This window comes from Lysinibacillus sp. NPDC097279 (genome assembly GCF_044761745.1).
Taxonomy (GTDB): Bacteria; Bacillota; Bacilli; order Bacillales_A; family Planococcaceae; genus Lysinibacillus.
Genome location: NZ_JBIWDA010000009.1, coordinates 11,732 through 25,262 on the forward strand (window position 1 = coordinate 11,732; position 13,531 = coordinate 25,262).

The 13,531-nt window shown below is 37.6% G+C and carries 10 protein-coding genes; 4 read left to right on the forward strand and 6 right to left on the reverse strand.

Features of this window, described 5'->3' with window-relative positions:
* Window positions 1-100 precede the first annotated feature (100 nt).
* Window positions 101-2,038, reverse strand: coding sequence for an SEL1-like repeat protein (locus ACIQ1H_RS21420; protein ID WP_402891815.1), 1,938 nt, complete (start codon window positions 2,036-2,038; stop codon window positions 101-103).
* 152 nt (window positions 2,039-2,190) lie between these two features.
* On the opposite strand from ACIQ1H_RS21420, the gene ACIQ1H_RS21425 reads away from it, so the two are divergent.
* The 4 genes from ACIQ1H_RS21425 to ACIQ1H_RS21440 all read left to right on the forward strand — a co-directional run bounded on the left by ACIQ1H_RS21425 (window position 2,191) and on the right by ACIQ1H_RS21440 (window position 6,177).
* Complete coding sequence (locus ACIQ1H_RS21425; protein ID WP_402891818.1) at window positions 2,191-2,889, forward strand: glycosyltransferase family 2 protein; 699 nt, start codon at window positions 2,191-2,193, stop codon at window positions 2,887-2,889.
* A gap of 100 nt (window positions 2,890-2,989) precedes the next feature.
* Window positions 2,990-3,250, forward strand: a complete 261-nt coding sequence (locus tag ACIQ1H_RS21430) for a metal-sensitive transcriptional regulator (RefSeq protein ID WP_010857552.1) — start codon at window positions 2,990-2,992, stop codon at window positions 3,248-3,250.
* 346 nt (window positions 3,251-3,596) lie between these two features.
* On the forward strand, window positions 3,597-4,742 hold the full coding sequence (locus ACIQ1H_RS21435) for a transglutaminase domain-containing protein (protein ID WP_402891821.1): 1,146 nt from the start codon (window positions 3,597-3,599) through the stop codon (window positions 4,740-4,742).
* A 142-nt stretch (window positions 4,743-4,884) separates the two neighbouring features.
* Window positions 4,885-6,177 carry a transglutaminase domain-containing protein gene (locus tag ACIQ1H_RS21440; protein ID WP_402891823.1) on the forward strand — a complete coding sequence of 431 codons (1,293 nt, stop codon included), beginning with the start codon at window positions 4,885-4,887 and terminating at the stop codon, window positions 6,175-6,177.
* A 208-nt stretch (window positions 6,178-6,385) separates the two neighbouring features.
* On the opposite strand, the gene ACIQ1H_RS21445 is transcribed toward ACIQ1H_RS21440, so the two are convergent.
* From ACIQ1H_RS21445 to ACIQ1H_RS21465, 5 genes are read right to left on the reverse strand one after another with little or no spacing between them, the layout of a single operon-like run.
* Window positions 6,386-7,333: an N-acetylglucosamine kinase gene (locus ACIQ1H_RS21445; protein WP_402891825.1), complete on the reverse strand. Its 948-nt coding sequence runs from the start codon at window positions 7,331-7,333 to the stop codon at window positions 6,386-6,388.
* Window positions 7,330-8,844, reverse strand: coding sequence for an argininosuccinate lyase (argH, locus tag ACIQ1H_RS21450; protein ID WP_228134294.1), 1,515 nt, complete (start codon window positions 8,842-8,844; stop codon window positions 7,330-7,332). The genes ACIQ1H_RS21445 and argH overlap by 4 nt, the downstream gene beginning before the upstream one ends.
* A gap of 26 nt (window positions 8,845-8,870) precedes the next feature.
* Window positions 8,871-10,592, reverse strand: a complete 1,722-nt coding sequence (locus tag ACIQ1H_RS21455; protein WP_228134295.1) for an ABC transporter permease — start codon at window positions 10,590-10,592, stop codon at window positions 8,871-8,873.
* 12 nt (window positions 10,593-10,604) lie between these two features.
* Window positions 10,605-11,675, reverse strand: a complete 1,071-nt coding sequence (locus ACIQ1H_RS21460; protein WP_402891829.1) for an ABC transporter ATP-binding protein — start codon at window positions 11,673-11,675, stop codon at window positions 10,605-10,607.
* Between the two features lie 60 nt (window positions 11,676-11,735).
* Entirely contained in the window at window positions 11,736-13,529 is a 1,794-nt protein-coding gene (locus ACIQ1H_RS21465) for an ABC transporter ATP-binding protein (protein WP_402891832.1), read from the reverse strand.
* Between the last annotated feature and the right edge of the window lie 2 nt (window positions 13,530-13,531).

The following is a 13,531-nucleotide window of genomic DNA, read 5'->3' on the forward strand; positions in this document are numbered from 1 at the left end:
TATTTTTGACGCGGTCAGCGTGTAGGCAAATTCAAAGAGATTTGAGTTTGCCTACATTTTTTAGTTTCAACTTTAAATCAGTAGCTCGTCTAAGTATCTTTTAAGTTAAATATTCTAGCGATTTTTTAAGCCAACGTGTTGCCTCATTATAATCTTGAGCAACGCCCTGTCCTTTCTTATAAAGCATGCCTAGCTGAAATTGAGCTTTTTGGTGACCCTGATTTGCAGCAAGCCGATAAAGTTGGGCAGCCCTTGCAAAATCTTTCGGGACACCCTGTCCATGGCTATGCATTTGGGCTAACTGGTATTGGGCTTTAGCATGTCCTTTAGAAGCGGCTTGTTCAATCCATTTAGCTGCCTCTGTGAAATCTTGGGACACCCCTTTGCCCTTATCAAATAAATTACCAAGTTGATATTGTGCACCAGCATGCCCTTGAATAGCCGCAAGTCTATAGCAACGTCTAGCCTCATCTAAGTCTTGGGAAACGCCTAATCCTTGTTCATACAATAATCCTAATTGATATTCAGCTTGAATATGAGATTGGTCTGTTGCAGCTCTCCACCATTGAACTGCCTTGGCATAATTCAATGCAACCCCAACACCGTTAGCATATAACAACCCAAGCTCGAATTGAGCATTAGCATAGCCTTTTTCAGCGGCAGTTATAAAATACTGTAATGCTTTGTCAGGCTGATGTAGCTGATAGACGAAAAGAAGGCCAAGTTCATAGCCTGCACTAATATGTCCATTGTCAGCGGCAAGCTGAAACCATCTTTCCGCGCGCGTGTTGTCTTTTTCTTTTTGGTAAAGGAGGCCGAGACAATATTGAGCATTGGTATGACCTTTATGTGCTGCAAGTTTAAACCATTTTATTGCTTCAATGGAATCTTGCTGAATGCCCTGTCCTGTATTGTAGAGCAAGGCCAATTGAAACTCTGCATTCGTATGGTCCTGAAGTGCAGCTAGGTGAAACCATCTCGCAGCTTCTTCAGCATTTTGTGTGATGCCACGCCCTTTGAGATACATATAGCCGAGGTTATACTGTGCACTGGCATCTCCAGCAAGTGCTGCCATTTCAAAGTAGGCTATTGCCTCCTCAAAACTTTGTTGTACACCAGTTCCATTATGATAGAGAAAGCCAAGATTATTTTGTGCACTTGTATTGCCCTGATTGGCTGCTGAAATATACCATTTTGCAGCCTCCTTAAAATCAATAGCAAGGCCAAGCCCTTGATTGTAAAGGACACCAAGATTATATTGTGCATCGGCATTTCCTAAATCCGCAGCAGCCTTATAATAATGAGCAGCCTCTTGATAATTTTGTTCAACACCTTGTCCTAAATGATAAAGCACTCCAAGACTATAAAGTGCATTGGCATCATGTTGAGCAGCTGCTTTCTCATACCACATTTTGGCTGTCACATAATCTTTTTGAACACCGCGACCGTGGTTATAGAGGAAGCCTAAGTTGTATTGTGCACTTGCATTGCCCTTATTCGCGGAAAACTCAAACCAACTAGCGGCATGTTCATAATCCTTCGCTGAATACTGATCGAGCATCTTCGGATCAAGTGGTGGCAATATATCTTCAAATTTAGGAATTTTTCGAGTCGATATAGATACTTTTAGGCTACGATCATAACGGTGAATAAACCATTCTACGATATCGCTGACATAATCGAGAACAATTTTGGCTGCCTTTGCTTCAACGATGTCATTGTTGCTAGTACTTGTCATTTTAAAGACAAGCTCCATTAATAAATAAATGCGACGTGGATGAATTTTTGAAATAAAGTTACGATTATTTAAAAGTGTTCGGATATTTTTTAGTTTCGGTTTTGCGTGCATTTCCAGCTCGTAAAAGTCATAGATTATTTCCTCAAGAACGAGGCGTGACTTTTGTAAAGCAACCGAGGGCTGTGAAATAGCAGAGCCACTAGCATCCTGTAAGTTTTGCGCTATATGTGTGAACGATAGTAAATGTAATTTTTCACATTGTTCGTGAAGGATCTCGTATTGTATGACGATTGTACTCACCTCTTCTTAAATAACGAAAGTAGTCTTTTTTCATATATCGGGAAATTATTAGTGTTATTGATTATTTTCCACAGAATTCCTCAGTTGAATTGTCTCTAGTATGATACTATTTGATTTAAGAGTTAGTTTATCGTCTTTGGGGGGATTGATGGATGAAAAAAATTGCAGCAATTATTCCAACATATAATCCGCAACAATCATTTATAACATTTGTACATCAATTATTAGCTACCTCAATTACGCAAGTTGTTATTGTGAATGATGGTAGCGATGAAAAATATGAAACTATATTTGAAGAGTTAAAGAAAATAGATAGATGTAAAGTGCTCCAACACGAACAGAATATTGGGAAAGGCGGAGCGTTAAAAACAGCTTTCTCTTATATATGGTCTAAACGAGAGAATGTTCAGGGTGTTCTAACAGTAGGTGCACATGGACAGCATACGTTAGAGGATATTAAATTAGTATTGACCATGACCAAAGTATTTTCAGAAGGCATTGTCTTAGGAATACGCAATTTCCATTCTTCTGATAGTACATTCTTTTCATATTGGGGAAATCGAGCAACGAGTTTATTGTTTGAATTACTGTTTCATAAAAAACTAATGGATACACAAACAGGCTTACGTTACATAGAAATCAAAGAGTTACCATGGCTCATAGAAGTAAAAGGGGATCGTTTTGAATACGATACAAATATGCTTATCATGGCCTTAAAAAGAAAATGTCCAATATTCGAAGTGGAGATTGGTCAGCTACGTTTAAAAAAGAATTCGATTATTCAATACGATGAATTAACAAATGCAGGTACAGTAATGACTAAAATGCTTTTAAAATATTTGAAACCATAGTAAGCGTAATGCAACACGTGTATTTTTAATATTTTGTGCTAGGATAAGAATAATAATTACTCAACTTGACGCAGCGAGTATAAACGAAGGGGTAATGAATGTGGAATATTCAGATCAAGTGAAAAATCGCGTAAAGCGAATGGAAGGCCAGCTACGTGGTATTTTGAAAATGATGGAGGAAGAAAAGGACTGTAAAGCAGTTATTACACAATTATCTGCTGTACGCTCAGCAGTAGATCGTACGGTCGGCGTAATTGTTAGTACAAATCTGTTAGAATGTGTTCAAAATGCTGAGGGTGACGGTGAGAAAATGAATGAAGTAATTCAAGAAGCTGTAAATTTAGTTGTCAAAAGCCGTTAGTACCCTTTTGAGCTCTTGCCTTATAGAAAAGTTAAACGACAAGTCTCGCTACCTTTAGTTTTTATCGGACAATCGTCAGCCTCCTTTGTGGAGGGCTTACCTGTCTTTGTTTCCGATAGAAATTATGATAGCGAGGCTTGTTCCGTTTTTTTATTTAAATGTAATGTGTATGCAAAAAAATACTTTTAATTATTAGATTTATGATTTAGATAGGTTTAAATACCTAAATACTTACATAGAAAAAATTAGAAAAAGGTCGCATGTAGTGAACTTGTATGATGGATTTAAAGTAATATTCTCTTTTATAATTAGGATAAAGATATTGTAAAAGAGAAGGTGAATAATTGTGAAAAAATGGTTATTAAGTAGTGCCACATTGTTGATGTTAAGTCCAACTGTAGCCAGTGCACAAAGTCAGTCTTTAAACATACAAGCACCTGTTGCTTATAACGTGGTGGCAAGCACAAAGATAGAAACGTTGGATCAGCTTACAAATGAAATAGCAAAACAACTTAATAATTTTGCTACAGAAATAAAAGTTACATATAGTGGTTCAATGGCGGGTTTTGATAAAAAGTTAATGGAAGCATTTGAGAAGGCTCAGCAAAAGTCTACTTATGCAAGTGGCCATCTTCAAGGAATGACAATGACTGCGGACTCTACAGGAAACGTGACTTATAAAGTGAAGTATTTTACGACTTCAGCGCAAGAAACGGCCGTTCAGAAAAAGATTGATGGTATATTAAAAACGATTATTAAACCATCTATGACACAATTTCAGAAAGTGAAAGCAGTTAATGATTATATCGTGTCAAATACTAGTTATGGTTCAAAAACGAAAGCAAGTCCACATAGCGCGTACGCACTATTATTTGAAGGACAAGCTGTATGTCAGGGCTATGCATTAACAGCATATAAAATGTTAGAGCAAGCTGGCATTGAAACGAAATATGTAGTAGGTTATGTGAATGGCAATGAAGCGCATGCTTGGAATATGGTGGAGGTTGATGGTAAGTGGTATCATCTTGATACGACATGGAATGATCCTTTACCAAATCGTATAGGGGCATCTTCCTATGATTATTTCCTTGTATCAGATGCGCAGCTAAAGAAAGACCATACTTGGATTACATCTAATTATCCTGCCGCAACAAGTACAGCATATCAATTTATGCAAAATGTACATTTTGCACATCAAATTAATAATACTCTATTCTTTAGCAACACAGCAGACAACGATAAATTGTATAAACTCGATTTAGTCAGTGGGAAGAAAACGAAGGTAATGGATACTCGAGCACTATATATTACAGGTGTTGGGGAAAATCTTTATTATAGCAATTATAGTAATGGCGGTTACTTAACAAAACTAAATTTGAAAACATTAAAATCGAGTGTAGTTGTTAAGCAATCGGTATCGGACTTAATGATTAATAGCGGATATTTAGTATATAAAGTTAATGGTAAAGAGCAAAAGCTAAAAATTAACTAATTTATAGTGGTAATATACCGAAAGCTTCTATTTCACATGTTCGATGCATATATATTTAAAAGCACAAAAGGGCTCCTAATTGAGTTCTTTGTGTTTTTTTTGTATATAATGAAAGTAGTGAAACTGTGTGAGGTGAAGATTTTTGTGGAAAAAGCTAGCTATTATTGCAATACTTATCATTTTCTTAGAGCCAATTTATACAGTAGGTAAAGCGACTGTAAAACAGGTCGTTACTTGGGCAAATAATGATGACATTGAAACAGTGCTACTCGCAACAAAGGAGAAGATTGTTGATGTTACCACTAAATTTTCAGAAGATGCCTCCATACAAACAGCAAACCCTGAAGATGTGAAGGAACAAAAGCTAGCCGTTACTGCTCCAGTCGTACAGCAGCCTGAGACAAAGCTTGTTGTTACCAATGCCAAGGAAATGGCGGATGCAATGTACTCCTATTATAGTAGCTTTTCACCAACCTATGAGATTCAATATAAGGGAAGTACAGAACGAATCGAGAAGATTGTGGAAGAGGCCTATGATAGTGCAATTAAAAGAGATGATTATGTGTATGGGCATATTAGTAAGCATTCTATACGCTTTGAATATGGGAGAAAAACAGCCAAAATTTTTGGGGAACAAAGCTATTTAATGACGCCAGAGCAAGCAGCTTATGTTGAGATGAACGCTCAAGAAATAGTGGCTACAATTGAAAAAGACGCGAAGACCGATGTGGAGAAGGTTAGAGCTGTTAATGATTATATTGTGGCGAATACGGCTTATACAGAACAAACGAAGTCAAGTCCACATAGTGCTTATACTGTGCTTGCAGAGCATGGTGGTGTTTGTCAGGGCTATGCATTATTAGCCCATACACTATTACAAAAACTTGGCTTTGAAACGCAATATATCGTTGGCTATGTCGGTAAGGAAGGGCATGCTTGGAATTTAGTGAAACTTGACGGTCAATGGTATCATCTTGATACAACATGGAATGACCCTGTGCCAGATCGGAGCGGTGCTATAAGATATCAATATTTTTTAGTGGATGATCGCACAATGGCACGTGATCATACATGGATAGCAAATGATTATCCAAAAGCAATAAGTACCACTTATAGCTACTATCAAGATATCGATTTCCCCGCGCAAGTAGGAAATCAATTATTTTATAGCAGTATTTCTGATGACAATAAATTGTACGTGCTTGATATGACTACAGGTAAAGCTCAGCGTGTTACGAAAACGCGTGCGCAATATATTGTGTATGCTGACGGATGGCTATATTTTAGTAATTACTCGCATGGCGCCTATTTAACGAAAATTCGTCCTGACGGAAGCGGTGAACAAGTATTAAATAGGGAAGACACGAAGGATTTATTTATTAAAGATGGCTATTTATATTTCATGACAGATGAACTGAAGAAAATGCAGCTATAATTTTGGAACATTGATTGTAAATGGAGGGCGTATAAGTACCGTTGATTTCCACTACGGTCGGACGCTTTCCGCGGGCACAACGTAAGCCGCAACCCTCGCTGTCGCGCGGTCTGTTGCGTCTTACATTTTGTGCGTTCTGAGCAGGAGTCGTCGCCCTCCGCTGCAATCAATTGACCATGTTGGTAGACCCTTAAAAGGGCGTATGACATTAAAGACTGTCATACGCCCTTTTTGTGCGCTGAATAATATAATGGATCGGCTGATGCTGGCACAAAGACACTCGAATTTGTGGATACATGGAGGTCATTTCCTGGGAAAACGTTTTTAATATTAGCGGGTTATGCTTTAGAGCGCCACCATTACAATATAAATGAAATGGCTCTCCTTGATATCCAATTTTTTTTAGTACCGCACATGCAAGAAGGACTAACTCATAGGCAGCCTGTATGGAGATATGAGTAGCACAAGCATCTTTTTTAGCAACTGCATCGGCTAAAAATGCGCCCATTTTTGCTAATTGAGCATTCGTATAAGAAGGGCGGAATAGCCATGCAGCAAGTTCTGTGACATCTTGAATACGTAAATAGTTGTAGACGGCATCTTTCAATATCGTCGGCTCACCTCGGCCATCTTCCATGCGGAAAATGGCCCGTATAACTTCCTGCCCTAGCCAATAGCCACTTCCTTCATCACCTGCACGATGTCCCCAGCCACCAGAACGTGCGATATGCTCACCATCGAATGCGTATGCAATGGCACCCGTTCCTGCTATGAGTAAAGCACCTGCCTGTCCAGCGGTGACGCCTAATAAGGTAGCTTCAGCATCATTTTCAATGATAAGCGTCTGGATGTTTAGCTGTGTCGCTGTAATTGTACTATGGACAATTTCTGTCACAATTTTATGATCATTAGGAGAATCAATCCCAGCCATAGCAAATGTGGCAACAGTAATTTTCGGGTTAGCTTGCGCCTGTAAAAATACTTGAGCCTTTGCTAATAATGCTCGTAATATATCCGTAGCAGGCTCCACACCTATAGCCTGATAATTGGATCCTCCTAATGATGCTGTATATTGGATTTCACCTGACTCGGCATGTACGATTGCACATGCCGTTTTCGTTGCACCGCCATCAATAATTAGTAGCCATTCGTTCATTGGTCCCATTCCTCTATAAATGTTATTAATTGCTTTTCTGCCTCCGTAATGGCGGATTCCTTTTGCTGAACCCACTCAAATAGGGCGTCTGCCTTTACTTTTGCTCGTTCAATGGATGCACGCATTGTTTCAGGCGAAGGGCCACCTAATAATGTTCTGACACTTACAAAAAACTCTGGTTTTAAGGTGTGATAGAAATCATCTTCGGAAATCCCTAAAGGTTTACCAGTAACTAATTTAGATTGTGTATTGGCTAGCCCCCATGTCAGACTAGCAAGCGATTCCTCACCGTGAGCAAGCAATACTTTAATACACTTACTGACGATGCTATGGGCTTGGCGGAACGAAATACCTTCGGAACGAACTAATGTATCAGCGAGTTCTGTAACATTTGCAAAGCTGTTTTCCGCACGGTTCCGCAGCTTCTTCTTGTTGACATCCATTGTGACTACGAGGGAGCCAAATAATTTGTAAATACCTATTAATCGATCTATAGCTCGCCATAAATATGGTTGCATATCGTCCTCTGTATCAACGATATCACCAAACGGTGTATTATGTACCATTTGTAGTACTGTACTAGCGTCTCCAACGACTGCGGATAGTAATGAGCGTGTATGTTCTATGGAAACAGGGTTGCGTTTTTGGGGCATAATCGAGCTAATTTGAACGTATGGGCTAGCTAGTGTAAATGCGTTAAATTCTTGTGTAGCCCATAATAAAAAGTCCTGAGATGTACGGCCGAGATTAAGGGCGGCAAGCTGTACAATACTAGCTGCTTCAGCGATATAGTCCGCACCAGCTACCGCATCCCAGGCATTTTCGATAATATCATCGAACGCTAATAAGTCTCTCATGCGTTCACGGCTAATGTTAAAGCCTGTAGTCGTTAAGGCGGCTGCTCCCATGCTACTACGATTAACGGTTTGATAGCAATGTTGCATGCGCTCAAAATCTCGATCAAGTTGATCGATTACAGCTTTTAAATAATGGGCAAAAGTGGTTGGTTGTGCTTGCTGCGTATGTGTATAGCCAATCATAATTGTATCGATATGCTCCTCAGCGGAAGCAATTAAATCACCACGCAATTTAAGCAATTCTCCCATGAGCATTAATAATTTTTTGCGCAATGTCATCCGATAAATGGCGATACCCATATCATTACGGCTTCTACCAATATGGAGATTTCCAGCAACGTCACCAGCAAGTTCTATTAATTTATTTTCAATGCGGAAAAATAAATCCTCATATTGCGGGCTATAATCTTCAATTCGATAATAGTTCAAGTCTAGCTTTTTTAGCGCCATAGCAATTTGTTTCACTTCTTCTTTTTTTACTAGTCCTTGTTCTTCTAACATTTTTAAATGTGCAATATTAATTTGGAGCATAATCGTTAAAAAGTTTTTTTTAGCTTCGTCATAAGCTGGTTGCAAAACAATTTTCCGATAAATATTCGAAGGAAAAATCATTCCATCCTCCTGCTGGATTTTGTTGCGGAAATCTTCAAACATATGAATGGCCTCCTATAGGATGACAGTTAAATGGCTGTGCCAGCACTGCCCTTTGATAGCTTTTCAGAAATAATGAGTACTATTAAAATTAAGAAAATCTGTAAAACACCATAAGCACACGCAGTGCCAAACTTAAAGGCATATAATTTTTGAAAAATAGCAACAGACAGCGGAATTGTAGAAGTGCTGTAAATAAGAATAGAAGCTACGAACTCACCTAAACTTTGAACAAGTGCTAACAGAGTACCTGCTAATATTCCCGAAAAAGTAAGTGGTAGTACGATGCGTCTAAACGAATACCACCAATTTGCACCAAGACTTCGCGATGCCTCCTCGATCGACTGATCTAATTGCACAAGGGAGGCTGAGGTTGAACGGAACACGAGAGGTAAATGTCTAATAAAATAAGCTAATGGTAAAATCCAAAATGTACCAATTAATACTTGGTTAAAGGCGAAAACATTTTCAGTACTAAAGGCTGCAATTAAATTGACGGCAACTACAGTCCCAGGCAATGCCCAAGGAACCATAATTAAAATATCAAGTAATGTTTTACCTTTAAAATTTAGGCGAACCATTGCGTATGCTGCTGCGACACCGAAAATTACATTACCGAATGTTGCGACAATGCCCATTTGAATAGAGTTCCAAATAGGTCTCCATGTTCGTTCATCCGTAAATAGCGCTATATAATGATCGAGTGTGTAGTCGGTAGGGAGAATTTGAGTTTTCCAGGCACCATCCACTGAAAATGAAATTAATATAAGCACTAATATAGGTAAAATTAAAACAAGGGTTCCGCCAAAGGAAGCAATTGTAGCAAACATTTTCATCCACTTAGAGGACACTTCAGAACGATGAACGCTAATTCCTTTACTCAAATTTTGATAATTTCTGCGATTTTGGTACCAGCGCATTATGATTAAAAAGGAAATGGATACAAACGATAAAATCATGGATTGTGTAGCTGCCATTCCCAAATTACCATTTGTTCGTGATAAGTATATTTGCATGGTCATTGTTCGTTCAACGCCAAACATTAACGGCGCAGTATAGGACGCCATAGATATCATAAATACAAGTAATGCAGATGCAATGATAGAAGGGGTCAGCATCGGTAATATAACCTTTGTCCATACACGTATACGCCCTGCGCCTAAGCTAGTTGCGGCTTCTTCTAATGAAGGGTCCAGTCCTTTAATGGCAGCCGAAGCGGTTAAATAGAAGTATGTGTACATCGTAAATGTATGTACAACAATTACACCCCATATGCCTTTTAAAGAAAAGGGTACTTGATTTAGTCCAAACAAATGTTGAATTGCACGTGGGAAAATACCACTTTCTCCGTAAAGAAAAGTAAAAGAAAGTACACCAACAAGTGGTGGAAGAGCCATTGGTACTAATACTAAAATGGATAGTAGCCGTCTCCCAGGAAAATTATAGCGTTCCAACAAAAAGGCCATTGTAACGCCAACTATTGCACAGGAAATAACACTAATAATCGAGATATATAAACTAGTCCAGAGCGCCTCGAGATTCGCAGGGCTCGCAAGACTAAAAAACTTTTGATAATGATGAAGTGCATTATCTTCTGAAAAGCTCTGAACAAAAGTTTGATAAAAAGGATAAATTACGTAGGCAAACAACACTAAAAATAAGGGAGAAATTAAAATATAAACAAACCATTTCGATTGCGTTAGCCGTGTCCAAGCATTATTTTGATAAGATTGTACAGGTGGTTTTTCCATATGGTATGCCTCCTATTCTCCTAAAAAATAAAGTGATTCACGCGCTATATTTAATGTAATGTCTTCGCCAATACTTTTTAATTGAGCGTTTTTATTAATAATCATGACTTTCAAAGAGAAATCGATGAAATCGACAATATAATTTACGCTTATTCCTGTAAATTCCACAAAAGAAATGGTTCCTGTTAATGTGTTTTCTCCAGGGCCTTGATTGATGGTCTCAGGACGAATCGAAATAAACACGTTGTCTCCAATCATATGCGTTAAAGTAGGAGAGCTGTGTTGCTTTCGCCCAGTTAGAACAAGTCCGCTCTTCGTTTTTACTTGTATTTGATCATCATCAATTGCCATTGTTGTCGCTTCAATTAAATTGGTTTCCCCAATAAAGTCGGCGACGAAGCGGTTTAATGGACGATTATAAATCTCTTGTGGTGTGCCAATTTGTTTCACGTAGCCATTCTCCATCACCATAATGCGGTCAGACATAGCCATTGCTTCCATTTGATCGTGCGTTACATAAATGGTTGTGACACCTAACTCCGATTGAATTCTTTTAATTTCAATGCGCGTTTCCTCTCGTAATTTCGCGTCTAAATTCGACAACGGCTCATCAAGTAATAAAATATCGGGTTCAATGACAAGTGCTCTTGCCAATGCCACGCGTTGCTGCTGACCGCCAGATAATTCATTAATTTTTCTGTTTCCATATTGTGCAAGATGTACTAACCCTCTAATGCGATCAACCTTTTGTTTGATTTCTAATTTTGAGAGCTTTCGTACTTGTAAACCAAAGGCGATATTTTCGTCCACAGTCATATGCGGAAAAAGGGCGTAATTTTGAAACACCATACCGATATTTCGCTTGTTTGGCTGAAGCAATGTCACATCACGATCATCGAAAAAAATTTTCCCTTCAGTAGGGTAGTAAAATCCTGCAATCATCCGTAAGGTGGTCGTTTTTCCACAGCCACTAGGCCCAAGGAAAGTAAAAAATTCACCTGTTTTAATATTAAGATTTAAATCCTTCACACCATGTACTTTTCCAAATTGCTTAGAGACATTTTCGATTTTGACATTTTTCAAATGAAATGCTCCTTTCTATTTTGAAAAGATGGTCATGCTATTGCATGCACTTTCCGCACATTAAAGACTAGTAGTATATTTATTTGCTTGTAATTGATACAATTCTGAAAAATATCCTTTTTGATTTAATAACTCTTGCATTGAACCCTCTTCAATTATTTGCCCTTGCTGCAATACAATAATTCGATCAACCATTTTTAAAGCAGATAGTTTATGCGTTATTAATAATAATGTTTTTGTTGCTGAAAGGTCAGTTAATGTTTCGATCATTTGGTGCTCACTCCTTGCATCAAGAGCTGCCGAAGGTTCATCTAAAATAAGAAATGCTGCATTTCGGAAGTAAGCTCTTGCGATGGCTACCTTCTGCCATTCACCGCCTGATAGTTCTGTTCCATTATCAAAATTTTTACTTAAAATTTGCTCATAGCCTTGCTCGAAACTTGCAACCAAATCATTAAGAGCGCTTTGCTCAGACACGCTAGCTAACCTTTCATAATCATTAGTACTGTCTGTATGGCTAATCATAATATTTTCTTTAAATGATAATTGATAACGGGAAAAGTCTTGAAACACAATACCGATTATTTGACGATAACTATCAATATCATATTCTGCAATATCAATGCCATTTAATTCTATTTTTCCTTCGGTTGGTTCATAAAATCTTGTAATGAGCTTAACGATAGTAGATTTCCCAGCACCATTTTCTCCGACAAGTGCAATTTTATCGCCCATAGTGATAGTAAAATTAATGTGTTGAAGTGTAAATTTAGAAGAATGAGGGTATTTAAAAGATACATTTTTAAAAACTAATGTAAATTTACTTTTTTCTAACGATAAAATCTTCTTACCTGATTTTATGTCTGATTGTAACGATGCGAACTTAAAATATTTCTCCATATAAAGTAATGTGTCGTATAGTAAGCTCGAATTTTCAATAAAACCTGCTAAACTTTGCCGTGCAAGCAACACCGAAGATGAAAAAATGAGTATATCTCCTGCAGTAAAGGTGCTATTTAGTACGCCTTTAACTACCCACCAAAAACTTATGCCAATGCCTACAATTCCAATTCCAACAAAAACAACAGAGAAGATAGCTTGTTTATATCGAATTTTTTTTACTTCTGCATGAATTTTATTGAACGTCACCATATATTTATTAATAAAAAAGGCAGCTGTATTATATATTTTCACTTCTTTAATGTGTTCTTTTGAAAGCATTACGGAACTATAATATTGCATCTTTCTAGATTCTGGACTATTCATTACAAGCGTTTCAAATGCTTCCTTTTGTAATTTATAAGTAACGATAGCCTGTGGAACGATTGCAACAAAAATAATGAATGCAATCAAAATATTAAAGTTCGTTAGTAGCACCAGCATAGAAATACCAGTTATGACACTACTAATCATGCCAGAAGTAAAAACGATAAGGTTTACGGGTCTCCATGCAGCTTCTTGCTCAAGTATTTGTATATCATCATAAAACGCTGGATTTTCAAAGTAATATAGCCCTTTTATTTCTGAAGATTTCTCCATTAGCGATTTATTTAAGTTGGCAATTAGTTTATCGGTCATCAAGCCTTGAAAGGTCATTTCGATGGGACCTAATATAGCATTCATAAAAGATACTATTATCCAAGATAGTACAAAGAAAATAATTATAGAATAAATGATAGTGTCGGTAGTAGATATGGCATCAATTAAACCTTTTGAAAACCAAATTGTAAGAGAGGGTAGTATTGCTTGAAATGGAATAATAATTAACAAAATAATAGAATATAACTTTGAAGCTCCCCAAAAAAGAGGGAAGGTTTTTAAGGTAAGTTTGAAATAAGAGTAGATTGTATTCATGA